Raw genomic sequence first — 23908 nt, forward strand, 5'->3', positions numbered from 1 at the left:
GCCCGCTCCACAGGCAGGGAGCGCAACCCGCGTGAGCACACGTCCCGGCGCACGCCCTCACAGTGATCGGCTGCACCAACCAGCGGGACACCATCAAACCTTGATGCGGCCGCCGACGTGGGCCGCGCGGACGGCGGCCGAGGAGGTGCGGTTCTTCCGCTTCGACGGCCGGGCGTACGAGGCGTAGGCGGCTGCGTCCGTCAGCCCTCCCCTTCAGCCGGTTGCCGTCGCGTACGTCAGGTCCGTCCCGCGGATGTCTCGTACATCCGGGCCGTCACGCTCATCGCATGGTCGATGAACCGCTGCGGGGCCGGCGGCAGGGTGCGGGAGCCCAGCCAGGCGACGCCGATGTCGCGAACGGCCTGCACATCGGTGACTTTCAGATAGCGGATCGGGAGGTCCGCGCTGGGCTGTGGGAGGGCGGTGGCGGTGTCGGGCGACGCCGGGACGAGGGAGACCCCGAGCCCCGCCGTCACGAGGCCGCGCAGGGTCTCCACCTCCTCGCCCTCGAAGCCGACGAGCGGGGTGAAGCCCGCCTGGCGGCACAGCGTCTCGGTGACGCCGCGCAGCCCGTGACCGGGCTTGAGGACGATGAACGGCTCGTCCGCCACCTCGGCGAGGCGCACCCGGCGGCGCTCCGCGAGGCGGTGGCCGGCGGGGACGGCGAGCCACAGGGGCTCGACCATCAGCCGCCGCCAGGCGATCAAGGGGTGGCCGGGGTCCTTGCTGGTGATGATGAGGTCCGCGGTGGCGTCGAGAAGGTGCTGGGCCAGTCCGATCTCGACGTCCTGGCTCAGCTCGAACCGGACGCCCGGGAACGTCTGACGGAAACCGGTGACCAGCCTGGGCACGAGCCATGTTCCCAGGGTGTGCAGGAAGGCCATCGACACCAGGCCCGCGTCCGGGTCGACGACCTCGGCCACGGCCCGCCGGCCCCGGTCGTAACTGTCCAGCACGGCGTCGACGTACTCCTTGAACACCCTGCCCGCCGGGGTGAGTTGCAGGACGCGTCCGACACGCTGGAGGAGTTCCGCACCGACCTCGTCCTCGAGCCGGTTGAGCGCCCGCGACAGGGCGGGCTGGGTGATGTGGGCCTCCGCCGCCGCGTCGGTCACCGTGGTGCCCTCGGCCACGGCCCGGAAGGATCGCAGTACCTGGAGGTCCATGCTCTCATTCTCTCACTGCATCGGTTGTTGTTCATTCAGGTGCCCTGGGCATGACTGCCCGCGAGAGACCGCGCGGTGACGGCGTCGCAGAGCTGCTCGGCCGTGGTGACGGCCTGCTCCCAGTCGGGCAGCGGGTGCCCGGGGCGGGACGGCTCGCGGCGGGCGTGGGCGGCGGCCCGGCGGGCCTCGGCCAGCTCCCGGTAGGCGGCCCGGCGCAGGCCCTGCCGCTCCGCCGGGCCGACGTACGGCGCGAGGTCCCGGTAGCGGCGGGCGGCGGCCAGGGCGGCTTCGGTCTGCTCGTCGGCGCGGTCGGCCGCGGGCTCGGGCCATGCGGCGAAGTGCGCGACGAGTACGACGGCGGCGGCCAGCGCGGTGTCGACGATCCGGGGCCCGTACAGCGCGCGGTGGTCGCCGAGCAGATCGAGAAGGACGAAGACGACCGCGGTCAGGGCCGTGGTGGCGACGGCGTAGTGGTGGCGCACGCCGACAGCCATGAGTGCCCCGAACGCCGCCACCACGCCGATGAACGCGTATGTGCTGTCCGTCAGCAAGGACACCGCACCGATCGCGGCCACACCGGTCACCGTGCCGACGCAGCGGTGCAGCGCCCGGCCGAGCACCGGGCCGAAGTCCGGCTTGTAGATGAACGCCACCGTCATCGGCAGCCAGTAACCGCGGGGGCTGTCCAGTGCCAGGGCGCAGAGCTGCGTGACGAGCACGCAGAGCGCCAGCAGCAGGGCGTACCGCAGATGCGCCGGCCGGCCTGTCCGCGCACGGGCCGGCAACCGCGGGGCCGGCTCGTCGACCCGGTCGTGCCCGGCCGCCGCGTACACGGTGGCCAGCGCGCGCAGCCCCGGCGAGTCGGGCTCGAAGTCCGGCGCTGCCGCTCCGGCGGCCGTGTCCCCGCGTTCCGGCAGCAGACGTCGTGCCATCAGCAGCGGCACGTTCGTCACGGTCGGCGCGAGCGGGCGTGCCTGCCACAACAGGGTCGTCACCGCCTCGCCCAGCCGGACCGCGAGGTGCGACGCCCGAACGAGCTGAACGAGCTCTGCCTGACCAGGTCGCCGGGGGCCGGGCCCGAGATGACGGGCCATCACGTCATGGGCGTGGTCGAGCGCGTCGGTCAGCCGCCGACGGGCACCCTCGGCGGCAGGCGTACCGGCCGCCGCCAGCGCCTCGGCGGCCGCCCCGTACACGGCCAGCACGGCGGCCCGTTCGATACGGTACCGCCGCCACAGCCACGGAGCCGTGGACAGGACGAGGACCAGGGCGACGCCGGTCAGCAGCGCGAGGGGTGCGTGCCACCAGGGCCCCGGCACCGGAATGCCGCTGCCGATCACGGCGCCGAGCAGCAGGTGCATACCGGCGACGGACGCGACCCGTCCGCGCAGGCCGATCAGACCGGCGGCGAAGGCGGCCACGACGAGACAGACGGTGACCACCGTCGACTGCCCGCTGCGCAGCGCGAGCTCCCCGGCGATCAGACCCAGTGCGGCGGCCAGGCCCATCCATGCCAGCCGCCGCACGCGCGACCAGTAGGGGTCGGCGCCGTCCTGGCCCACGCCCCACAGGGCGCCGACGGCAGCGATCACGGAGAGGACGGTCCATCCTGTCCCCACGCCGACGAAGAGCGGCAGGGCGAGCGCGACGGCGCCTCGCGCCGCTGCCGCGCGGGGCAGCGCCGTCAGCGGGACGAGGCCCGCGCGGCGCAGCCAGGACAGCGGGAGCGGGCGGTGCGGGCGGGCGCGTACGGCACGAGTCATGAAGCTTGCGTTCTTTCGGGGGACGGTGACCCAGAGTCCGGCATACGGCACTGCCACGGGGGAGGAGGCCCCGTCAGACGGCCTTGATGTGCGGGTAGACCGGCTGCCACATGGCGGTGCGGACGCGCTGCTCGATCGTGTCGTCGACGGTTTCGCGGGCGACGCCGTCGTCGGCGGCGGCCCGGGCCACGGCGACCGCCACCGCGGCGGAGGTCTCGCGCAGCCGGTTGATGGGCGGGAGGATCGGCGCGCCCGGGGCGGTCGTGTCGGTCTGCCGGGCGACGGCATGGGCGGACGCGACCAGCATACGGTCGGTGACGCGGTCCGCGCCGACGACGAGGGCGCCCAGGCCCAGCCCGGGGAAGACGAGCGCGTTGTTGGCCTGTCCGATCCGGTAGGTCACGCCCTCGTACTCGACCGGGGCGAAGGGGCTGCCGGTGGCGATCAGCGCGCGGCCGTCCGTCCAGGCGAGGAGGTCGGCGGGGACGGCCTCGGCCAGCCGGGTCGGGTTGGACATGGGCAGGATGATCGGCCGGCGGGCGTGCGCGGCCATCGTACGGACGATCTCCTCGGTGAAGGCCCCGCCCTGGCCGGAGGTGCCGATGAGGACGGTCGGGCGCACGCGCTCGACGACCTCGGCCAGCGGAATGCCGTCGATCTGGTCGTCGCGCCGCCAGCCCGCCACCTCGCCTGCGCGGCGGGCGTAGCGCAACTGGAAGTCGCGCATGCCTCGCTGGCCCTGGGTGAGCAGACCGTGGCGGTCGACGGCCCAGATCCGGGCGGTCGCCTGCTGCGGTGAGAGACCCCCGGCGATGAGGGCGTCGCGGAGCTGGTCGGCGACACCGACGCCCGCCGTGCCGGCTCCGAAGACGACGATGCGGTGGTCCCGCAGCGGTACGCGGCTGGCCTCGACACCGGAGAGGACGGCGGCCAGGTTGACGGCACCGGTGCCCTGGATGTCGTCGTTGAAGGTGAACGTCTTCTCGCGGTAACGGTCCAGGATGCGGCGGGCGTTGGCCGGACCGAAGTCCTCCCAGTGCAGCATCGCCTTCGGGAACAGCGTGCCGGCCGAGGTCACGTACGCGTCGATGAAGGAGTCGTACGTCGCCCGGTCGACGCGCTCGTGCCGGGTGCCGAGGTAGAGCGGGTCGTCCAGCAGCTCCGTGCGGTTGGTCCCGACGTCCAGCATCACCGCGAGCGTGCGGCGCGGGTCGATGCCCGCGGCGGCCGTATAGACGGAGAGCTTGCCGACCGCGATGTCGATGCCGCCCACGCCCCAGTCACCGATGCCGAGGATCGCCTCGCCGTCGGTGGCCACGATCAGGTCCACGTCGTCCGGGCCCAGACCGGTGGCCCGCAGGGAGCGCCCGATGTCCTCGGGGGCGTCCACCGACAGGTACACGCCGCCGGGGCGGCGGTACTCGTAGCTGTAGCGTTCGATCGCGGTGCCGACGGTCGGGGTGTAGACGATCGGCAGCATCTCGGCGAGGTGATCGCGGATCAGCCGGTGGAAGAGGACCTCGTTGCGGTCGTGCAGCGCCGTCAGGTAGACGTTCTTGGCCAGGTCGGTCGGCTGCGCCGCGTATTGCTGATACGCCCGCGCCGCCTGCTGGTCGAGGGTGAGGACCTGCGACGGCACCAGGCCCACCAGGTCCAGCTCACGGCGTTCCTCCTGGGTGAAGGCGGTGCCGCGGTTCAGCCGCGGATTGGTCAGCACCGCACGTCCACGGGCGGTCGTCTCGATGACGTCGTCCGGTGCCTTCGGCTGCTTGGTCATGATCGGCTTCCTGTCGGTGTCCGTGGAATCGGGATGACCGCAAGTCTCGTTCGCGCAGATATATGCGTCCAATGCCTGAAGTTCAAACAACCCATGAATGGAGAGCATAGAACCGGCCTGATCTGCGGGCATGGAGACACGCAGGGAAACCGGTCGGACGGTGAATGTGACGCGCGCCGCACACGGCCCGCCCTCTCATTACCTACGTGCATATATCACTGGCGAATCGGCCATTGGACACATGCTTTTTCCGTCTGTAAGGCTCCGGACATCACCAGGACAAAGATGTGAGGTGTGGACAATGGCAGCTGATATCAGTGAATTCCGGGTCGAGCACGACTCGATGGGAGAGGTGCGCGTTCCGGCGCACGCGAAGTGGCGGGCCCAGACCCAGCGGGCGGTGGAGAACTTCCCCATATCCGGCCAGCGGCTGGAGCGGGCGCACATCGAGGCACTCGCCCGGATCAAGGCGGCAGCCGCGAAGGTGAACGCCGAACTCGGCGTCCTGGACAGGGACATGGCCGAGGCGATCGCCGGGGCCGCCGAGGAGGTCGCGGCGGGCCGCTTCGACGAGCACTTCCCGGTCGACGTCTTCCAGACGGGCTCCGGCACGTCGTCGAACATGAACACCAACGAGGTCATCGCGACCCTCGCCACCGAGCGCCTGGGCCGGCCGGTGCATCCCAACGACCACGTCAACGCCAGCCAGTCGTCCAACGACGTCTTCCCGTCCTCCATCCACATCGCCGCGACCTCGGCGGTGGTGCGCGAGCTGATCCCTGCGCTGGACCGGCTCGCAGCGGCGCTCCAGGGCAAGGCGGAGGAGTTCGCGCTGACGGTCAAGTCCGGCCGTACGCATCTGATGGACGCCACACCGGTCACCCTGGGGCAGGAGTTCGGCGGCTACGCGGCACAGGTCCGCTACGGCGTCGAGCGCCTGGAGGCGGTCCTGCCGCGGGTGGCGGAACTGCCGCTGGGCGGCACGGCCGTGGGCACCGGCATCAACACGCCGGCCGGCTTCTCCGCCGCCGTGATCGAGGAGGTGGCACGGGCCACCGGGCTGCCCCTGACGGAGGCGCGCGACCACTTCGAGGCCCAGGGCGCCCGCGACGGACTGGTCGAGCTCAGCGGGCAGTTGCGCACGATCGCCGTGAGCTTCACCAAGATCTCCAACGATCTGCGCTGGATGGGTTCCGGCCCGCGCACGGGTCTGGCCGAGATCAATCTGCCGGATCTGCAACCCGGTTCGTCCATCATGCCGGGCAAGGTCAACCCGGTCCTGCCGGAAGCCACGCTGATGGTCGCCGCGCAGGTCGTCGGCAACGACGCGACCGTGGCGTGGGCCGGAGCGGCCGGCAACTTCGAGCTCAACGTGATGCTGCCGGTCATCGCCCGCAACGTACTGGAGTCCGTCCGGCTCCTGTCCAACGTCGCCGTGGTCCTCGCCGACCGCACCGTCGACGGCATCACCGCCAACATCGAACGGCTGCGCGAGTACGCCGAGTCCTCACCCTCCGTCGTCACCCCGCTCAACCGCCACATCGGCTATGAGGAGGCTGCCAAGGTGGCCAAGCAGGCGCTGGCCGAGCGCAGGACCATCCGCCAGGTGGTCGTCGAGCGCGGCTACCTGGAGCGCGGTGAACTGACCGAGGAGCAGCTCGACCAGGCTCTGGACGTGCTGCGGATGACCCGACCGTGAGGAACGCGGCCCCGGAGCCCGCAGTTCACGGTGACCGGGGCCGCCGAAGCGGGCAGCACGGCCGGGGGCGCCTCAGGCGGTTGAACCGGCCCGCCCCTGCCGTTCGTCCCGGAGGTTCCGCAGCAGGCACACGGCGACCAGTGCGGCGGCGATCCAGATGGCACGGGTGCCGAGGAGTGCCGTCAGCCAGGCGCCCGCGAGTGCACCGGTCAGAAAGACCCCGATGACGACGAGGAAGTGGCGGGCGCGGCGGGCGGCCTCGCGGTCGTGATCGACGAGCGCCAGGTAGACGTTCTGCGCGGCGGTGCGCACGTTCGCCGTGGTCATGGTCGTGCTCGCCGCGGTGTCCACGAGGGTGCGGAACGCGCTGAACTGCACCGAACTGGTGAACACGATCAGGGCGGTGACCAGCAGATCCGGCGTGCCGCCGGGCAGCAGCCCGACGCCGGCGAGCATCACGACCTCAAGCAGCAGAGCGGCACGCTGGGGGTGCCTGAACAGTGCGGCGAGGCGGGGGCGCTTCAGTGCCTCCACCGTCAGCACGCCCCCGACGAAGGCCAGGATGGGCGGAGCGTAGCGCAGCGCGTGCTGCCACCGGCCTCGGGCGGCGGAGATGGTCAGCAGAACGAAGTTGCCGGTCTGCGCGTTGGTGAAGACCCCGTATCTGATGAAGCCGTAGGCATCCAGCGCGCCACCCGTCAGCGCGAGCAGAGCGCCCAGGTGCAGGGTGTGCGCCATGGCGCCCTGATGCTCGCGCGGCCTCTCCCGCACCAGGGTACCCACGTGGCCATCGGTGAGCCGCTGCTCGGGCTCACCCGCGTCTGTCTTGCGTGCCGATGCCCCGGCGTCGTGGGGCTGCATGACCCGATCTCCCTCTCCATGAGAAGCGACTGTGTTGTCCGGCGTCGCGGCGACACATCAGTCGTAGCGACACATCCACGGTGCGGACCTGCACATCCATGTGTCCAATGCCTGCTGATGAGAAAACCCATGACACCTCTGCATGGGCTCGGCCGACCTGCGCCGACGGGGCGCTGCGCGGGCGAGCCGGAGCCCGGGATGTGACCGACGCCGCAGGCCGGTTTCTGCCGCTTCACGGTCGAGCGGGTCTACGGGGTGGGCCGCTGCCTGAACAATGTCCGCTCAGGATGGGCGAACGGTGTCCGCTCAGTCGGCCGTCCGCAGCAGCAGCTTGCCCGTCGACGTACGCCCGCCCATCAGCCGGTGGGCCTCGGCCGCGTCCGACAGCGCGAACTCGGCCGTCACCGGCAGGTTCACGGTGCCGTCGGTGACCTTGCGGAAGCTGCGCTCGGCGAGCGACCGCAGCGCCTCGGGCGCCGACTGCGCCAGCGCCAGGATGGAGAAGCCCGCGACGGAACGGCCCTGTGGGTAGAGCTCCGGTTGCCCGACGCGCCAGGGCTCCGCCGTGCTCGCGTTGCCGAAGGACACCAGGCGCCCGAAGACGGCCAGCGCGTCGAGACCGCGGCGCAGGGTGTCGCCGCCCACCGGGTCGAGCACCAGGTCGACGCCCCTGCCCCCGGTGGCACGACGGACGTCCTCGGAGAAGGAGTCGGCGGTGAACACCTCGTCGTAACCGTGCTTGAGGGCGTGCTCGGCCTTGCCCAGCGAGGAGACCACCCCGTACACCGCACCGGCACCCGCCGCCCGTGCCAGCTGTCCGGCCACGGTGCCGACGCCTCCGGCCGCGCCGTGCACCAGCACGCTCTCCCCGGTGCGCAGTCGTCCGACCTCGTGGAGCAGGGCGTGCGCCGTCGGCAGCACGGTGGGCAGCACGGCCGCGGTCCGCAGATCCAGGCCCTCGGGGAGCGGGAAGACGGTGGCGGCCTCGGTGACCACGACCTCCGCGTACGCGCCGCCGTTGACGAGCGCGACGACCTCCTGCCCCGGTCGCAGGCCCTCGACCCCGTGGCCGACGGCCCGGATCCGTCCGGAGACCTCCAGACCGGGGCGGAAGGGCAGCGACCCCACCCGGTACCCCTCGGAGCGTGCCTTGAGGTCCGCGAAGTTCACGCCGACATAGGCGGTGTCGATGGTCACCTGGTCCGCCCCCGGCTCGGGGGTGTCGGCCTGTACGACCTTCAGCACCTCGGGACCGCCGTACTCCTGGAACTCGACTGCGCGCATGAGCGCAACCCGCCCTTCTGCGAAGTGTTCAATAGGAAGCGAACACTGGAACGGTAAGATATTCATCGAACACTCGACAAGAAGGCAGGACGCTCGGACGCGCCCCGGGTGTCACGCCGAGAATGCGCAGGACGAAGGAGAGGGGCATGGCGAAGCAGGCTGCGGGCGTCAGTCACCGTGCGGCGCCGGTGCACACGGACCCCGAGGACGTCGCCGTCCTCACCGCGCTGTCCGCGGTCGCCGACCCTGTGCGGCTCCAGCTGATCCGCGAGCTGGCGGGCTCGGCCGACTGGACGCGCAGCTGCGGCAGCTTCGACGTGCCCGTCGGCAAGGCCGCGCTCAGCCACCACTTCTCGGTCCTGCGCGGCGCCGGCCTGGTCGAACAGCGCGACGAGGGTCCCAGAAGGGTCAACCGGCTGCGCCGCGAGGAGTTCGACGCACGCTTCCCGGGACTGCTTCATCTTCTGCTGCGGGCCGACGGCGTGGACTGATCCACCGTCCGGCTTGGTGCGTCGCATGCCGGGCGAACGGGGGAGTGGCAGGTCGGCCCACCCTCATGTCGGAATCTCGCCAGCCCTGTGCCCGTCGATGGCGGATGCTGGAGACATGCGGAACGGAATGCACACCGACAAGGAGCGCTGCGTGCGCGCCGTCCAGTCCAAGGACGCGCGCTTCGACGGCTGGTTCTTCACCGCTGTCCTGACCACTCGGATCTACTGCCGTCCCAGCTGCCCGGTCGTGCCGCCGAAGCCGGAGAACATGACGTTCTACCCGAGCGCGGCCGCCTGCCAGCAGGCCGGATTCCGGGCGTGCAAGCGCTGCCGCCCCGACACCAGCCCCGGCTCGCCCGCCTGGAACGAGCGCGCCGACCTGGTCGCCCGCGCCATGCGGCTGATCGGCGACGGTGTCGTCGACCGCGAGGGCGTCCCCGGACTCGCCCGCCGCCTCGGCTACAGCACCCGCCAGATCGAGCGCCAGCTCCTCGCCGAGCTGGGCGCGGGCCCCCTGGCGCTCGCCCGGGCGCAGCGTGCCCAGACCGCCCGGCTGCTCATCGAGACGACCCCCCTGCCGATGGCGGAGATCGCGTTCGCGGCCGGCTTCTCCTCGATCCGCACCTTCAACGACACCGTCCGCGAGGTGTTCGCGGTCTCCCCGAGCGACCTGCGCGGCCGTCTCCCCAGGAACACGGTGATCGCTCCCGGTGTCCTGAGTCTGCGCCTGCCGTTCCGGGCCCCGCTCAACCCCGACAACCTCTTCGGCCACCTCGCCGCGACCGCCGTGCCCGGCGTGGAGGAGTGGCGCGACGGTGCCTACCGCCGCACGCTCCGGCTGCCGTACGGGCACGGAATCGCGGCGCTGACCCCGCGCCCCGACCACATCGCGTGCCGCCTCACCCTCAGTGACATGCGCGACCTGCCCGTCGCCATCAGCCGCTGCCGCCGGATGCTCGACCTGGACGCCGACCCGGTCGCGATCGACGACCTGCTGCGTACGGATCCACTGCTAGCGCCGCTGGTCGACAAGGCGCCCGGCCGCCGGGTGCCGCGCACCGTCGACGAGGCCGAGTTCGCCGTACGGGCCGTACTGGGCCAGCAGGTCTCCACGGCCGCCGCCCGCACCCACGCCGGCCGCCTGGTCACCGCGCACGGCGAGCCGGTCGAGGACCCCGAGGGCGGCCTCACTCATCTCTTCCCGGCGCCCGAGGCGCTGGCCGCGCTGGATCCCGAGTCGCTCGCGATGCCGCGCACCCGCCGCACCACGTTCACCACGCTCGTCCGCCAACTCGCCGACGGCACCCTTCACCTGGGAATCGAGAGCGACTGGGAGGAGAGCCGGGCCCGGCTGCTCTCGCTGCCCGGCTTCGGTCCCTGGACGGTCGATGTGATCGCGATGCGGGCCCTCGGCGACCCCGACGCCTTCCTGCCCACCGATCTCGGCATCCGGCGTGCCGCACAGGAGCTGGGCCTGCCGTCCACTCCGGCGGCGCTCACGGCCCGCGCGGCGGCCTGGCGGCCGTGGCGCGCGTACGCGGTCCAGTACCTGTGGGCGACCGACAGCCATCCGATCAACTTCCTCCCGGTGTAAGGAACTTCCATGAAGCAGCACACCCTCATCGACAGCCCCTACGGCCCGCTCACCCTCGTCGCCGACGACGGTGTCCTGTGCGGCCTGTACATGGTCGGCCAACGCCACCGCCCACCCGAGGAGACCTTCGGAGACCGGGACGCGGCGCCCTTCGGCGCGGCAGCCGAGCAGCTGGCGGCCTACTTCGCGGGCGAGTTGAAGGAGTTCACACTCGAACTGCGCATGGCCGGCACCTCGTTCCAGCGCAGCGTCTGGCAGCAACTGAAGGAGATCCCCTACGGCGAGACCCGCTCGTACGGTGAACTGGCCGACGCCCTCGGCAGTCCGGGCGCCTCACGCGCGGTGGGGCTCGCCAACGGCAAGAACCCCATCGGCATCATCGTGCCTTGCCATCGCGTCGTCGGCGCCAACGGCAGCCTGACCGGCTACGGCGGCGGCCTGGACCGCAAGAAGCGCCTGCTGGACTTCGAGAGCGGTACGTCTCTCTTCTAGTGCCACATCAGGCATCTGAGGTCAGGGTGCGGCCGCGAGTGGGTCACCGCACCCAGGCCTCCTTGTAGGCGGTCCAGTCGCCCTCCGTCGCCGCGAAGTCCACGTACAGCGCCACGCCGAAGCCCGCGCGGCCGGCGTCCGTGCGGGACAGGCCGAGGCGTACGCCCCGGACGGCGGCGGGGACCGTCTCGGCACGCGCCCAGTGGCCGAACCGGTTCTCGTGGTAGAAGGGCAGGCCCATCAGGAGGTCGGTGGAGGGCGGGGTGACCTCCAGTGCGAGGCTGGTCTGCTGGGCGACATAGCCGCCGTACAGGCTCTCCGACGGCTGCATGGTGTCGTACGACATGACGGCGATCTGGTCGACGCGGCGGGCCACCTGCCCGAAGTACGCCTGGGACCACCACTTGGGGTGTCCGGTGGTCGTTCCCCAGAAGGAGTGGAAGGCGGGCAGCGGGTCGATCTGCGCCGCGGCGACCGAGAGCAGAGCGTGCCGGGCGCGGGTTTCGCGACGCAGGTCGTCCAAGAGGCTCAGGTAGTCGCGGTCGCCGGAGTGGAGGGGCTCCAGGTCGAAGTGGGCGCCCTCGAAGCCGACGGCGAGGATCTCACGGGTGGAGCGGACGACGGCGGCCCGGGTGCCGGCGCGGTCGAGGCGGAGGCCGTCCGGGGACTCGGTGGCCAGCCGGTCGCCGAGCCACGCCTGGACGCGCACGCCGGGCATCCGCCGGTGCACGGCGTCGATCAGCCACCGCGCCTTCGGGTAGTCCGAGGCGGGGAGCGTGCCGTCGTGCTCCAGGGGGCCCGAATGGACGTACAGGTCACGGATGCCGGTGCCACCCAGCCGCCGTGCGAGGGCGTCGACGTCGGCGTCGCTCTTGCGGCCGTCGATCCAGGCGTGGCCCAGCCAGATCGCGTCCCGGTTCCTGGTGTGCGTGCCGTCCGCCAGGTCGCCCAGGTAGTTCACGCGCAGCGCGGTCTCGGCGGCAAGGAGCGGCAGCAACACGGCGAGGACCAGGGCGAGGGCCGTGCGTCTCGTCCGGACGAGCCATGTGCGTCGCCGGGGTGCCGGGGCGGTCTCCCGCGTCTCCTCGTCCTCGGCGGCCATGTCTGCCGTATCCATTCCGTCCCTCGTATCCCTGGGTCCCTTGCCGGCGCCCGGCGCCCGGCACCCGGCGTCGGCTCAGTGCCAGCCGTCGCCGCCCTCCAGGACCACCGAGACGTGCTGCCCGCTCACCACCAGGTCGACGCCGGCCGTACGGCGGTCGAGCAGCCAGCCGACCCGCTGGATGCCGGACCCGGCGGCGTCCAGGTGCCAGCCGTGGTGGCTGGTCAGCCAGTCCCGCAGCGCGGTCCTGGTCGCCGCGACCGGCTGCCCGGGCGGCCCGGTGACGGTCAGCTGACGGGAGCAGACCTCGCTGCCGCAGGGGTCGGCGCCGTTGCCGGGGACGGTGGCCGTGTAACCGGGCGGCAGGGGAAGCACCAGGTCGGTGGACGGCATCAGGGATTCGCGCAGCCCGAAGAACACGTAGTAGGGGGTGAACAGCAGCATCACCACCCCCGCATACCAACTGAGCGCCACGGTGGCGGAACGGGCCCGCTCGCTGCGCTGCCGGCGCCCGCGCAGCCGGCGTTCGACGAGCACGCCGACCGATATCACCGCAACGGTCACCGGCGCGTAGCCGACCACCGCCTCGGCCCGCGGGCGCTGCGGAAGCAGGCCGGCGAGCTCCGCGCCGAACAGCGCGGCCACGGCCAGCAGCACCACGCCCACCACGATCCCGACGGCGCGAGTCCGGTGGAGGGCGGCCCAGCACAGCAGCGGGATGCCGATCAGGGCGAGCTCGGCAACGGTCTGGACCACCTGACAGCCTTTCAAGCTTGATGGGCGGAGCACCTCGGGCAGGCCGCGGCTGCGGCCTGCCCGAGGGCGGCGACGGCTGTGCGGCCGTCAGCCGGTCAGTGCCACGAGCAGGCGAGGACCCCGCTGCCGCAGATCATGTCATTCGACTGGTTCCAGTACTGCTCCCAGGTGTCGATGTTGGCGGTCACCTGGTTACCGAAATGCCCGGTCGACGAGTAGACCTGGTACGACGCGCTGCCGCTGCCGATACCGCCGTTGTACAAGCCGTAGATGATCTCCTGCGGGGTGTACTTGCCATGGGCGGCCTGGCTCACCTTGGGGATCTCGGTGCTTTCCAGGTACTTCACGTAGTACGCCGTGGCGTCCATGTCCAGATCGGTGTGATCGGCCAGGTTCTGCCACTGATATCCGGAGAACACCTGTGAGTAGGTGCTCTGCAGCAGGGAGTAGGTGTCCGGGCGGATGTTGGTGACGCCCAGGGAGGCCACCCCGCCGTCGCTCGGCCAGCTGTGGTCGAGCGACAGACCCGCCGCCTCGCCCTCATAGGCCAGGTAGGCCGCCACACCGGTGCTGTCCCAGGTGCCGTTGAGGCTGGCGAGATTGATGATGCGTTGCTCCTTGCGGCTCTCCATCAGCGCGATCGACAGCACCAGCCGCGGGTCCACCCCGGCCTTGGCCGCGGCGATCACCGCCGACTGCATGAACATCGCGGCCTGGCAGTCCAGGTCGCCGAATTGCGCGTGCAGGCAGTCCCCGAACTTGGCCGTGAAGGCGGCCTGCCAGTTGCCGTTCAGCGAGGCCGCCATGTCGCAGCCGTACTGCGCCCAGCCGGCCGTGCAGTCGCTCGAGCCGGGCGTGCCGGTGTGGGTGGAGGCGGCGCAGACGTTGCTGGACCCGGGCGCGCACCAGCCGTTGTCGGACGAGGACTCGAAACCCGCCCGGTTGGCCGCGGCCAGCGCGTCCGCCGCGTCCTGCTGGGCCTTGGCCGCCGCCTGATCGGCCTGGTCGGCCGAGGCGTCGGCGGCGTTCGAGGCCTGCTGGGCCGAGTCGGCCGCCGACTGGGCGGTGTTCGCGGCCTGGTGGGCACCGGCGGCGTCGGTCTCGGCGGAGGTGGCCGCGGCGTTGGCCGCGCTCGCGTCCGAGGCCGCCGCGGTGGCCGAGTCGTTGGCCGCCGCGTCGTCCACCTGGGCCTGCTGGTCGAGCTGGTCGCTGTGCGCGGCCGCCTTGACCGCCGTGGCCGAGTCGGCCGCCGCAGAGGCCGCCGACTTCATCGCGGCGGCCGCGGACTGGGCCGCCGCCGCAGCGGACTTGGCCGCGTCGGCCGCCGCCTGCGCGGCCAGCTTGGCGTCACCGGTGGCCTTGTCGGCCGCCGCCTGGGCATCGGTCGCGGCCTTCGCGGCCTGCGCCGCCTGGGCCTGTGCCACGTCCGCCTGCTGCTGCGCGACCGTCTTGGCGGCCTCCGAGGCCAGGGTGGACAGCCCGGCGGCCGAGTCGCTGGCCGCGTACGGTGCCGCCAGGTCGATCGACTGGTTCGCCGGACCCGCCACGGTGCCGGCCGCTGCCGCTGCCTGCTCGGCAGCCGCCGCGGTCGCCGACGCCTGACCGGCCGCGACCGCGGCATCGGCGATCGCAGCGGTGGCCTGGGTCTGCGCCGCGTCCGCCTTGCTGCGGGCGTCCTTGGCGGTGGCCTTGGCCTGGTCGGCCGACTGCTGCGCGCCGGCCGCGGCGGAGGCCGACTTGTTGGCGTCGGAGATGGCGTCGGCCGCGGCCGCGTGCGCCTGCAGCGCCGCCGCGTGCGTGGCCGCCGCGTCGGAGTCGGCCTTGGCGGCCGCCTTCTTCGCCCGGGCCGCCGCCTCGTCGGCCGCGTTCGCGGCCGCGCGGGCATTGTGGGCCGCCACCGTGGCCGAGTCCGCGTCCGCGCTCGCCTTGTCCGCGGCCGACCGGGCGCCCTGCGCCGCGGCGTCCGCCTGATCCGCGGCTGCCCGGGCGGCCCCGGCGTCCGCGGTGCCGACCGCGGCCGCTGCCGCGGCGTCGGCCGCGTCGGCCTTGGCGGCCAGGGCGTCGCGGTTCTGCTCCGCGGTCCATGCGTTGTCCCGCGCGGTGCTTGCGGTGGACTCGGCCGCCTGGGCGGCGGCGTCCCGGTCGGCCGCGGTGGACGCGGCGGCCTGGGCGGTGGCGTCCATGGACTGGGCGGTGGCCGACTGCTGCTGGGCGTCCGCCTCGTCCTGCTGGGCCTTGGCCCGCTGGGCATCGGCGGTGGCCCGGTCGGCGGCGGCCTGCTGGCGGGCCTGCGCGGCGTCGACGGCGTCCTGGTGGGCCGCAGCCGCGGAGGTCTCGGCCTGGCTCTGGGCCGCCAGGGCGTTGTCCTTGGCGGTGGCCGCGGCCTGCGCGTAGTTGGCCGCGGAGGTCGCCTGGGTCTGGGCCGAGGCGGCCAGCGTGGCGGCCAGTTTGGCGTCGCCCTGTGCCGACTCGCGCAGGAACTGGGCCTGGGCCGCGTGCGCCTCAGCGCTCGCGGTGGCGAACAGCGTGTTGCTGTCGGACAGCGTGGCGTTGGTCGCCGCCACCGCGGTGTGCAGCGCGTTGGCGTCGGCCTGGGCTGCGGCCGCAGCGGCCTTGGTGACCTGTGCCGACTGCAGGGCGTAGGTCAGACCTCGGCCCTCGGGGTAGCCGTTGGCCTCGGCCGTCTGGATCGCGGAGTCCTCGGCGGCCTGCGCCTGGTTCGCCGCGTCCTGCGCCTGTCCGGCGGCCATGTCGGCGGCCGAGGCGAGCCCGGCCACCTTGGCCTTGATCATGCCGAGGTAGTGCGGGATCTGCGCGGTCGGGGCGCCCGGCCAGTTCGTCGGGTCGCGGTACTGCTGAGCCCACAGCAGCTGCCCGGCGTACCAGGCGTAGCTGAGGCCGTCGTTCATCGTCTCCACGCTGGTGCGCAGCGACTCCAGACCGCGCCGCTCCGCGGTGGTGATGTCGGCGCGCTGCTGCGCCTGCGAGTTGAGCTCCTGCTGGTATTCGGTCCAGGCGGTCTCTTCGACGTCGAGCATCACGTAGTCGGGGTCGAGCGGGTTGGTGTAGTCGCCGCTGGCCCAGCGGGTCTTGAGCGCCTCCACCTCGATCCGGAACTCCGGGGTGTCCTTGGCCGGCTCGACGGTGGGGATGCCGTTGAACTCGATGAAGCGGCGCGCGTCGTCCGCCGAGCCGTCGAGCGTGTCCTGGGCGTAGATGGGCCACAGCCAGGCGGTGTCCGGGTCACCGGAGGCCGCGTTGGCCTGGGCGATCGCGTTCACCCTGTCCCTGGCGGCCTGGTCGGCCTTCGGCAGCGGCAGCGCGAAGGCCGTCGAGTTCACCTCCTGCCAGAAGGTGGAGTCCGAGGACATGTAGTTGACCGCGTCGCCGATCGGGTCCGGCTCGGTCGGGTACATCGAGAACCCGTCGAGCAGGTGGTGGCGGCCCTCGTCGCGCTGGGCCCGGTTCTGATCGGCGATCTTGGTGGCCGCCCGGTCCTTGGAGATGGCGCTGCTGGGGTCGTCGGTGAACGCGTCGGAGCGCCAGGTCTGCCAGGTCCGCAGCAGATTGTCGGTCGATCCGGCCAGAGCCGCGTCCGCGTCGGTCTTCATCTGCAGGCCGCCGGCGTGCATGGCCTCGGCCATCCGGGTCTGCGCCTCGCGGATGTTCTGCGCCTGCTGCATCGCGTCCAGCCGGGCGCCGCGGTCGTCACCGGTTGCCGGCGGCGTCACCGACGGCGGTGCGACGGTCGGCCCGACGATGGACGCGTGCGGGTACTGCGGCGCGTTCCAGACCTGGGCGCCGGTGTTGTTGCAGTCCCAGATCTGCAGCACGGTGCCGTCCTTGGTGGAGGACGACGGGATGTCCAGACAGCGGCCGGAGTTGGGGTTGACCAGGGTGGTGCGGTCGCTGGTGTCCAGGCCGACGATCCACTGCTGGTCCAGCCCGCCGTTGCACGCGGCCAGGTCCACCTGGGTACCCCTGGCGGTGGCGGTCTCGCCGCCGACGACGTCCAGGCACTGCAACCCGTGACTGAGCGAACCGTCCTGGTTCAGCGTCCACAGCTGGCTTGCGTCACCGCCCACGCAGGCCGAGCTCTGCAGGAGGGTGCCGGCCGTGAGGTTGTTCGCCGGATCGGTGAGGCACTTCCCCAGGGTCGGGTTGCTGACCGTCCCGGTCGGCGGCAGCGACGCGTTCGGCGGGGTGAACCACTGCGCCGCGGTGCCGTTGCAGGTGTAGAGCTGGAGTTGGACGCCGTCCTTGGTGGAGCCACCGGGGGTGTCCAGACAGACGGAGCCGGTCGGCTCCTCGACCCGGGTGCTGCCGTTCGACGCGAACTGGATCAGCCACTGCTGGTTCTTGGCGTCGGCCTTGCACGGGTCGAGCTCGACCAAGGAGCCCTTGACCACCCCGGAGCCGTCGCCCTTGGGGTCGGGAACGGACAGGCACATGCTCGGCGCGTTGTTGAGCTTGAGGGTGCCGGTCTGCCCGAGGTCGCTGTAGCCGTACTCCTCGTTCGGGGTGTACGTCCAGTTCTGGTTGGTGGCGCCGTTGCACGTGTAGGAGGCCACGGGGGATCCGGCGGCGGTCTTGTACGCGTAGTCGTCCACGCACTTGCCGGTGCCGAGGTTGTGCATCACACCGCTGGCGGCCGCGTTGAGGTTGTAGATGTTCGCCGGGCCGGTGTTGCCCAGGTTCCACGCCGGTACGGCGGCCATCGCGGACCCGGCGAAGGCGAACGTGATCACCATGGCGAGGAGGGCGGCGATTCTGCTGCGTCTACGAAGCGTTGAACGCGAACGCTGCCGCGCGAATATGGACATGACTTCTCTGACCTGCCCCCGTGTTGTGGGGTCTCAGCCCCAGCCGTGTTGACGTGCTGTCCAAAACCCGGGGGATCGTAGATCGACGCGGTTCTGAGCAACAAGACCACTTCAGCGGTCAACTTCACAAAAAATCCGTCAACTCACCTGAGTTAGCACACCCATTGACGCCCTCTGATACGTTTCGGTCTCTCGGTGAACCGGTCGGGGCGGCGGTGTTTCACGCCGGACCGGTTGCCGAGAGGGGCGAGCGGTGCCCCGAACTCAGCGAGCGACATGCCGAGTTGATGGCGCTGTCGACAAGAGAGTGAAGGGCGGCGGATCGGGCCCATCGTGCTTGCCGGTCAAGCCCGGCGCAGCGCCTTCACCATCACACGTTCCCTGGTGATCCCATCGGTCAACAGGTCTCCGAGCTCTTCTGTGGCGATGAACCCGTTGCGCCGGTAGCGAGCGATGGCGGGCTCATTGCCCGGAAGTACCGTGAGCTTCAGCACCGCTCCGCCGGATTCCAGAGTTCAGGTCTCAACCGCCGAGATCAACCGGTTCCCGACTCCGCGGCCCCGCGCCTCAGAACTGACCTATACGGACCTGAGCTCCCTGATAGCGCCGTCGCCGGGACGACCACTGCCCATGCCGACGGCGCAGCCGTCCAGCAACGCGGCGACGTGATGGGCACCAGGTGCCTCCAGGCGGGCCTGCCAGCGTTGTTCCTCGCCTCTGCACCAGTCGGCGAGCCGGGACTTGAACGCGTGGGGTGCGTCGGCCAACGCCGTAAGGCGGAGCGTCCGCCACAGCGGCCAGTCGTCTGTAGCGAGGACCCGCAGAGTCACCATGCCGACGAGTCTGCGCTGTGCGACTGCGGCATTCCACGCTCATCGTGCATGGGGCTGGAACCAACAAAGTCGGGCAGGAACAACCGGCGGCCGACTCGGGGTTGGCCGCGGGGTGCCGACCGGTCGATGCGACACGCGCCACCTGCCCGGTGTACTCGATCTGCGGGGGTACGGGGAAAATGAACCATGAGGTTCCTGAAGCGGTCGAGCTCCCGAGCGAGGGACGCCGAGTACATTCCCGTCGACGACGATGAGGACGACGCGGCGGCTATCTGATCAGGGCCAAGGCGGACGCCCCCGTCCTGATCCTTGCGGAGCCGATCCGGACCATGCGAGCGGAGGAGTTGTCGGTCTCCGTCTCTCCGCAAGCGCTGAAGCCGGGCACGTACTGCCTCCTCGGCGGCCCTGGGCAGTCGACCTGCGAGGTGATTCAGGTCTCGGTGGGCGAACCGCTGCCGGGCGATCCCAGGCACATCCGGCGAGGCATGTTCAGGACCATCGCCTCTCCTCACCCAGCGGGCACCGTGGTCACCTTCGTGACCGCTGAACGGATCGACGACTGGGCGCTGTGGAGCCGAGAGGATGCCGCACAGCAGGCCGACTCATGAGACCGGGGGGAGGTGAAGTCCCCGCTGTGATCAGCCGCTCTCCGCGCTGAGCGAGCGCAGCAGTTGGGGCAGTGCGGTGCCGATCGGTTCGCGTACGACTTCGTCGGCGAGGTCGTCGTACGGTGTCGGTTCGGCGTTGACGATGACGAGGCGGGCGCCGTGGTCGGCGGCGAGGCCCGCGAGTCCGGCGGCGGGCTGGACCTGGAGGCTGGTGCCGACGGCGATGAAGATCTGGCAGGCCCTGGTGATGGCGACGGCCTCGCCGAGGACGACCGGGTCGAGGCGCTCGCCGAACATCACGGTCGCCGACTTCAGGATGCCGCCGCACTCCAGGCACGGCGGGTCGTCCTCGCCGGCCTCGACCCGGGCGAGGGCGTCCTCCATCGGGCCGCGTGCGTGGCACTTCGTGCAGACGACACTGCGTGCGGTCCCGTGCAGCTCCAGAACCTTGCGGTCGGGCATTCCGGCGAGCTGGTGCAGGCCGTCCACGTTCTGTGTGATCACCCGGACCGGCACGCCGGACTTCTCCAGTTCGGCCACGGCCTGGTGCGCGGCGTTGGGCTCGGCGTTCAGTGTCCGGTTGCCGCGTCGCATCTGCCAGGAGCGCCGCCGGATCTCCGGATCGCCCATGTAGTACTCGTACGTCACGAGCTTCTCGGCCTCGGGATCCCGCCGCCACAGCCCGTTGGGCCCTCGGTAGTCGGGAATCCCCGAGTCGGTGGAGATACCGGCGCCGCTGAGAAGCGCGACGAGGGGCTTGGTCATGGCACCGAGGGTAGGGCGGGCCGTTGCGTCGCGGCCAACGGATATCGGTGCCGTGCCCAGGTCAGCCGACGCGGTGGCCGTTCTCCAGTTCCGCCGTGCTCGTGCCCTCGGCGAGGACGTCGAGGGCGGTCAGGACGCGGTGGCCCAGGGCGCCCGGCAGATGGGCGATGATCTCCTCGCGCGCGACGAGGCGCCAGGACAGCAGCTCCTCCTCCTGGAGCCGGATCGCCTTGAGGTCGTCCTCGCCGAGGACCCCGCCGTCGTAGAGGTACGCCACGAGCGGCGGCCGTGGCGTCCCGTGCACCCAGTCCACCGCGAGCAGCCGGCCTGGCTCCACGTCGAGGCCGATCTCCTCCAGCGTCTCGCGTCGCGCACCCTGGCGCGGGGTCTCGCCGTCGTCCGACTCGATCGTGCCGCCCGGCAGCGCCCAGCCGTCGCGGTAGTTGGGCTCGACGAGCAGGATCCGCCCGGCGGTGTCGCGGAACAGGACGGCGGCCCCGGCGATGACGCGGGGCAGGCCCGCGATGTACGTGGCGAAGTCTGGAGTGGTCATTCTGGAAGGGTAGCCAGCCGCCACCGGTGCTTCCGCGGCTCACCGGGCTTCGGTCTCCGCCAGCCGTAGCGTCCGGTCCGCCAGTTCGCTGATGCGGATGCCGTCGAAACCGAAGACGGCGCTGCGGACCGTGTCCTCCAGCGGGTCCTTCCACTGTGCCGGGATGGCCTGCGCACCGCTGAGGACGCCCGCGACCGAGCCCGCGGTGGCGCCGTTGGAGTCGGTGTCCAGCCCGCCGCGGACGGTCAGTGCGATGGTCCGGGTGAAGTCGCCGTCGCCGTAGAGGAGTCCGGCGGTGAGGACCGCCGCGTTCGGGACGGTGTGGATCCAGCCGAGCCCGGCCGTCTCCGCGACCACCGTGTCGAGCGTCTCCTCCCAGCTCAGCCGGGTCTCGTGCAGGGAGATCACCCGGCGTACGGTCCGGGCCAGGCGGCTGCTCGCGGGGATCAGCGCCAGCGCTGTGTCCAGGGCCTGCCGGACCGTGGGCGCGGTGAACGCCGCCGCGATCAGCGCGGCCGCGAACATCGCACCGTAGACCCCGTTGCCGCTGTGCGACAGGACCGCGTCCCGGCGGGCCAGCGCGGCGGCCCGCCGGGGGGCACCCGGGCTGGTCCAGCCATGGATGTCGGCGCGGATCAGCGCGCCGATCCACTCCTGGTAGGGGTTGTCGTACGTGGCCGTGAGCGGTGGCCTGAGACCGTTCGCGAGATTGCGGTACGCGGCCCGCTCGGCGGTGAACGTCTGCAGATACGGCAGTCGCAGCAGCCACAGGTCGCCCACCTGCTCGGTGCTGAAGCCGAAGCCGTGCGTCTCCAGCAGGTCGAGGCCGAGGATCGCGTAGTCGACGTCGTCGTCGCGGCAACTGCCGTGGATGCGGCCGCGTACGCACTGACGCCACTCGGGGCGCAGCTCGCGGCGGTCGGTCTCGGTGGCGGGCTCGGGGAGGTAGTCGGTGAGCGGCAGGGCGGCGGCCTGCCGCAGATAGCGGCCGATGCGCTCGCGTGTCCACAAGTCGCCGCGCTCGACCGGCTTGCCGAGCATGTTGCCCGAGATCCGGCCCAGCCAGCCCCCGAGGATCCGGTCGGGGAGTTCGGTGCCCGCATGGCTCATGGCTCCGGTCTACCCGATTACGCGGCGTTTGTGCCGTGTTCGGGAGCCGGACGGGCGTGGCGGTGGCGGTGGGCCCCGGCTAGGGTCGCAGCGGCGCGGCTGCCTTGACATGCGCAAGGCCTGGAGAGCAAGGGGAGTGCAGGTGGCGGATGCTGCAGTGAACGACACCCGGCGGACACGGCAGGCCCGGCGGGTGCTCATCGCCGCGGACAAGTTCAAGGGGTCGCTGACGGCCGTGCAGGTCGCGGCACGGGTCACCGCGGGGCTGCGCAGAGTCGTGCCGGATCTCGACGTCGAGGCGCTGCCCGTGGCCGACGGCGGCGACGGGACCGTGGACGCGGCCGTGGCGGCCGGGTTCCAGCGGCGCGAGGTGCGGGTCGCGGGGCCGCTCGGCCAGGAGGTGACGGCGGCCTTCGCGCTGCGCGGCGACACCGCCGTCGTGGAGATGGCGGAGGCGAGCGGACTGCAGCGGCTGCCCGCCGGGGTCTTCGCACCGCTGACCGCGTCCACGTACGGCTCCGGGGAGCTGTTGCGGGCCGCGCTGGACGCCGGGGCGCGGACGATCGTGTTCGGGGTCGGCGGGAGCGCGACCACGGACGGGGGCGCGGGGATGCTGTCCGCGCTCGGGGCGCGGTTCCTGGACGAGGAGGGTGAGCCGCCGGCGCCGGGCGGCGGGGGACTGGCCCGGCTGGCCCGCGCCGACCTCTCGGGCCTCGATCCCCGGCTGTCCTCCGTGTACCTGGTGCTCGCCAGCGACGTCGACAACCCGCTGACCGGCCCGAAGGGGGCACCCGTGGTCTACGGCCCGCAGAAGGGGGCCTCACCGGACGACGTGGAGACCCTGGACGCGGCGCTGGCGCACTACGCCCAGGTGCTTCAGGGGGCGATCGGTCCCCGGGCGGTGGAGTACGCGGTGGCGCCGGGCGCGGGCGCCGCGGGCGGCCTCGGGTACGGTGCGCTGGTCCTCGGGGCGCGTTTCCGGCCCGGCATCGAGGTCATGCTGGACGTCCTGGGCTTCGCGCCGGCGCTGGCGCGGGCCTCGCTGGTGATCACGGGCGAGGGCTCGCTGGACGAGCAGACGCTGCACGGGAAGGCCCCGGCGGGGGTCGCCGCGGCGGCGCGCGCGGCCGGCAAGGAGGTCGTCGCGGTGTGCGGGCGGCTGGCCCTGCCGCCGGAGGCACTGGGGCGCGCCGGGATCCGCCGGGCGTATCCGCTGACGGAGACGGAGCCGGACCTCGCGACGTGCCTGTCGGACGCGGGGCCGATCCTGGAGCGGGTGGCGGAACGGATCGCCCGGGACTTCCTGGTCTGAACGTGCGCACCGGGGCGCCGCCCCGTACGCCGTCGCTGATACGTGAAGGGCCCCGAACCGGATGGTTCGGGGCCCTTCGAGGTCGTGCGGCCGTTACGGCAGCTGCGCGGTACGCGCCTCGCGGCGGTTGTCGCGGAAGTTGTTCACCCGGCGGGCCGTGGCGAACAGCGGGATCACCGCGCCCATGACCAGTTGCAGCGCGCAGCCCGTCTGGAGGAGCAGCTGGCCGCCCGGGGCGTCGAACGCCCAGGCCGCCAGGAGACCCATCGACAGGACGATCCAGGACAGCATCGCCCCCGCGAGACGGCCCCGCGGCTTCGGGTACTCCACCCGGCTCACCATCAGCCACGCGGTGCCGAGGATCGCCAGCAGGGTGGCGAAGAACGGCAGCTCCAGGAGGACGATCGAGACCACCGTCAGCGCGCCGAAGGGGGAGGGCATGCCCTGGAACATGCCGTCCTTCATCGTCACGCAGGAGAACCTCGCGAGTCTGAGCACCACCGCGAGCAGCACCACGATCGCTCCGACCGCGGCCACCCGCTGGTGCGCGTCGTCCGCCACCATGCCGTAGACCAGGACGAAGTACGCCGGGGCCAGACCGAAGCTGATCAGGTCCGAGAGGTTGTCCAGCTCGGCGCCCATGGGCGACGAGCGCAGCTTACGGGCGACCAGGCCGTCGAACAGGTCGAAGACCGCGGCGCAGAGCATCAGGATGACCGCCGTGGCGGCACTGTGCCGGGCCATGCCCGTCGACTCGTCGTTGCCCGTCAGGTGCGGGATCAGGATCCCGGTGGTGGTGAAGTACACCGCCATGAAGCCGCACGTCGCGTTGCCGAGCGTGAGGGTGTCCGCTATCGAGAGGCGGAGCGAGAGGGGCATCTCCTCCTCGTCGTCCACCTCGTCGGCCTCCGGCACCCAG

The 23908-nt window shown here is 71.8% G+C and carries 20 protein-coding genes; 6 read left to right on the forward strand and 14 right to left on the reverse strand.

All coding sequences use genetic code 11. The features are described from left to right. Positions 1-236: 236 nt before the first annotated feature. From ACFYX0_RS17895 to ACFYX0_RS17905, 3 genes are all read right to left on the reverse strand, one after another. Positions 237-1166 (reverse strand): LysR family transcriptional regulator, encoded by a 930-nt coding sequence (locus tag ACFYX0_RS17895; RefSeq protein WP_388971230.1) that lies wholly within the window; start codon positions 1164-1166, stop codon positions 237-239. Between the two features lie 35 nt (positions 1167-1201). Then, positions 1202-2929, reverse strand: a complete 1728-nt coding sequence (locus ACFYX0_RS17900; RefSeq protein WP_388971232.1) for an FUSC family protein — start codon at positions 2927-2929, stop codon at positions 1202-1204. Positions 2930-3002: 73 nt separating this feature from the next. Next, positions 3003-4706 carry an NAD-dependent malic enzyme gene (locus tag ACFYX0_RS17905; RefSeq protein ID WP_388971235.1) on the reverse strand — a complete coding sequence of 568 codons (1704 nt, stop codon included), beginning with the start codon at positions 4704-4706 and terminating at the stop codon, positions 3003-3005. A gap of 301 nt (positions 4707-5007) precedes the next feature. Between ACFYX0_RS17905 and ACFYX0_RS17910 the strand changes: the two genes are divergently transcribed. Beyond that, complete coding sequence (locus ACFYX0_RS17910) at positions 5008-6405, forward strand: class II fumarate hydratase (protein WP_388971237.1); 1398 nt, start codon at positions 5008-5010, stop codon at positions 6403-6405. 72 nt (positions 6406-6477) lie between these two features. Here the strand turns inward: ACFYX0_RS17910 and ACFYX0_RS17915 are convergent, their stop codons facing one another. Then, on the reverse strand, positions 6478-7266 hold the full coding sequence (locus tag ACFYX0_RS17915; protein WP_388971239.1) for a YoaK family protein: 789 nt from the start codon (positions 7264-7266) through the stop codon (positions 6478-6480). A 306-nt stretch (positions 7267-7572) separates the two neighbouring features. Next, entirely contained in the window at positions 7573-8550 is a 978-nt protein-coding gene (locus ACFYX0_RS17920) for a zinc-binding alcohol dehydrogenase family protein (protein WP_388971241.1), read from the reverse strand. Between the two features lie 146 nt (positions 8551-8696). Between ACFYX0_RS17920 and ACFYX0_RS17925 the strand changes: the two genes are divergently transcribed. The 3 genes from ACFYX0_RS17925 (at position 8697) to ACFYX0_RS17935 (ending at position 11127) form a co-directional block, all read left to right on the forward strand. After that, positions 8697-9041 carry an ArsR/SmtB family transcription factor gene (locus ACFYX0_RS17925; protein ID WP_388971243.1) on the forward strand — a complete coding sequence of 115 codons (345 nt, stop codon included), beginning with the start codon at positions 8697-8699 and terminating at the stop codon, positions 9039-9041. Positions 9042-9168: 127 nt separating this feature from the next. Then, positions 9169-10635, forward strand: coding sequence for an AlkA N-terminal domain-containing protein (locus ACFYX0_RS17930; protein WP_388971439.1), 1467 nt, complete (start codon positions 9169-9171; stop codon positions 10633-10635). Between the two features lie 9 nt (positions 10636-10644). Next, positions 10645-11127: a methylated-DNA--[protein]-cysteine S-methyltransferase gene (locus ACFYX0_RS17935; protein WP_355923889.1), complete on the forward strand. Its 483-nt coding sequence runs from the start codon at positions 10645-10647 to the stop codon at positions 11125-11127. 43 nt (positions 11128-11170) lie between these two features. Here the strand turns inward: ACFYX0_RS17935 and ACFYX0_RS17940 are convergent, their stop codons facing one another. The 5 genes from ACFYX0_RS17940 to ACFYX0_RS17960 all read right to left on the reverse strand — a co-directional run bounded on the left by ACFYX0_RS17940 (position 11171) and on the right by ACFYX0_RS17960 (position 18641). Next, entirely contained in the window at positions 11171-12244 is a 1074-nt protein-coding gene (locus ACFYX0_RS17940; RefSeq protein ID WP_388971245.1) for a hypothetical protein, read from the reverse strand. Between the two features lie 60 nt (positions 12245-12304). Continuing rightward, positions 12305-12985: a hypothetical protein gene (locus tag ACFYX0_RS17945; protein ID WP_388971246.1), complete on the reverse strand. Its 681-nt coding sequence runs from the start codon at positions 12983-12985 to the stop codon at positions 12305-12307. A 95-nt stretch (positions 12986-13080) separates the two neighbouring features. After that, positions 13081-17736, reverse strand: a complete 4656-nt coding sequence (locus tag ACFYX0_RS17950; protein WP_388971248.1) for a ricin-type beta-trefoil lectin domain protein — start codon at positions 17734-17736, stop codon at positions 13081-13083. A gap of 416 nt (positions 17737-18152) precedes the next feature. After that, positions 18153-18302, reverse strand: a complete 150-nt coding sequence (locus ACFYX0_RS17955) for a hypothetical protein (RefSeq protein WP_388971250.1) — start codon at positions 18300-18302, stop codon at positions 18153-18155. A gap of 84 nt (positions 18303-18386) precedes the next feature. Further along, positions 18387-18641: a hypothetical protein gene (locus ACFYX0_RS17960; RefSeq protein WP_388971252.1), complete on the reverse strand. Its 255-nt coding sequence runs from the start codon at positions 18639-18641 to the stop codon at positions 18387-18389. Between the two features lie 329 nt (positions 18642-18970). On the opposite strand from ACFYX0_RS17960, the gene ACFYX0_RS17965 reads away from it, so the two are divergent. Next, complete coding sequence (locus tag ACFYX0_RS17965) at positions 18971-19249, forward strand: hypothetical protein (RefSeq protein ID WP_388971254.1); 279 nt, start codon at positions 18971-18973, stop codon at positions 19247-19249. Between the two features lie 30 nt (positions 19250-19279). On the opposite strand, the gene ACFYX0_RS17970 is transcribed toward ACFYX0_RS17965, so the two are convergent. The 3 genes from ACFYX0_RS17970 to ACFYX0_RS17980 form a co-directional block, all read right to left on the reverse strand. Continuing rightward, positions 19280-20014, reverse strand: a complete 735-nt coding sequence (locus tag ACFYX0_RS17970; protein ID WP_388971256.1) for an NAD-dependent deacetylase — start codon at positions 20012-20014, stop codon at positions 19280-19282. A gap of 61 nt (positions 20015-20075) precedes the next feature. Then, complete coding sequence (locus ACFYX0_RS17975) at positions 20076-20567, reverse strand: NUDIX domain-containing protein (protein WP_388971258.1); 492 nt, start codon at positions 20565-20567, stop codon at positions 20076-20078. 39 nt (positions 20568-20606) lie between these two features. Beyond that, complete coding sequence (locus ACFYX0_RS17980; RefSeq protein ID WP_388971260.1) at positions 20607-21677, reverse strand: ADP-ribosylglycohydrolase family protein; 1071 nt, start codon at positions 21675-21677, stop codon at positions 20607-20609. Between the two features lie 193 nt (positions 21678-21870). On the opposite strand from ACFYX0_RS17980, the gene ACFYX0_RS17985 reads away from it, so the two are divergent. Next, positions 21871-22989: a glycerate kinase gene (locus tag ACFYX0_RS17985; protein WP_388971441.1), complete on the forward strand. Its 1119-nt coding sequence runs from the start codon at positions 21871-21873 to the stop codon at positions 22987-22989. A 93-nt stretch (positions 22990-23082) separates the two neighbouring features. On the opposite strand, the gene pssA is transcribed toward ACFYX0_RS17985, so the two are convergent. Beyond that, the gene (gene pssA / locus ACFYX0_RS17990; RefSeq protein ID WP_388971443.1) at positions 23083-23904 is read right to left on the reverse strand and encodes a CDP-diacylglycerol--serine O-phosphatidyltransferase; all 822 of its coding nucleotides are present in this window, start codon (positions 23902-23904) and stop codon (positions 23083-23085) included. Between the last annotated feature and the right edge of the window lie 4 nt (positions 23905-23908).

The organism is Streptomyces sp. NPDC002573, assembly GCF_042889625.1.
In the GTDB taxonomy this organism is placed as follows: domain Bacteria; phylum Actinomycetota; class Actinomycetes; order Streptomycetales; family Streptomycetaceae; genus Streptomyces; species Streptomyces gibsoniae.

Coding starts and splice junctions, on each gene's coding strand:
- ACFYX0_RS17940 (WP_388971245.1), bottom strand. CDS start 12,244: ATGGATACGGCAGACATGGCCGCCGAGGACGAGGAGACGCGGGAGACC.
- ACFYX0_RS17900 (WP_388971232.1), bottom strand. CDS start 2,929: ATGACTCGTGCCGTACGCGCCCGCCCGCACCGCCCGCTCCCGCTGTCC.
- ACFYX0_RS17980 (WP_388971260.1), bottom strand. CDS start 21,677: ATGAGCCATGCGGGCACCGAACTCCCCGACCGGATCCTCGGGGGCTGG.
- ACFYX0_RS17975 (WP_388971258.1), bottom strand. CDS start 20,567: ATGACCACTCCAGACTTCGCCACGTACATCGCGGGCCTGCCCCGCGTC.
- ACFYX0_RS17960 (WP_388971252.1), bottom strand. CDS start 18,641: ATGGTGACTCTGCGGGTCCTCGCTACAGACGACTGGCCGCTGTGGCGG.
- ACFYX0_RS17910 (WP_388971237.1), top strand. CDS start 5,008: ATGGCAGCTGATATCAGTGAATTCCGGGTCGAGCACGACTCGATGGGA.
- ACFYX0_RS17965 (WP_388971254.1), top strand. CDS start 18,971: ATGCGAGCGGAGGAGTTGTCGGTCTCCGTCTCTCCGCAAGCGCTGAAG.
- ACFYX0_RS17925 (WP_388971243.1), top strand. CDS start 8,697: ATGGCGAAGCAGGCTGCGGGCGTCAGTCACCGTGCGGCGCCGGTGCAC.
- ACFYX0_RS17930 (WP_388971439.1), top strand. CDS start 9,169: ATGCACACCGACAAGGAGCGCTGCGTGCGCGCCGTCCAGTCCAAGGAC.
- ACFYX0_RS17905 (WP_388971235.1), bottom strand. CDS start 4,706: ATGACCAAGCAGCCGAAGGCACCGGACGACGTCATCGAGACGACCGCC.
- ACFYX0_RS17920 (WP_388971241.1), bottom strand. CDS start 8,550: ATGCGCGCAGTCGAGTTCCAGGAGTACGGCGGTCCCGAGGTGCTGAAG.
- ACFYX0_RS17895 (WP_388971230.1), bottom strand. CDS start 1,166: ATGGACCTCCAGGTACTGCGATCCTTCCGGGCCGTGGCCGAGGGCACC.
- ACFYX0_RS17950 (WP_388971248.1), bottom strand. CDS start 17,736: ATGGTGATCACGTTCGCCTTCGCCGGGTCCGCGATGGCCGCCGTACCG.
- ACFYX0_RS17970 (WP_388971256.1), bottom strand. CDS start 20,014: ATGACCAAGCCCCTCGTCGCGCTTCTCAGCGGCGCCGGTATCTCCACC.
- ACFYX0_RS17915 (WP_388971239.1), bottom strand. CDS start 7,266: ATGCAGCCCCACGACGCCGGGGCATCGGCACGCAAGACAGACGCGGGT.
- ACFYX0_RS17935 (WP_355923889.1), top strand. CDS start 10,645: ATGAAGCAGCACACCCTCATCGACAGCCCCTACGGCCCGCTCACCCTC.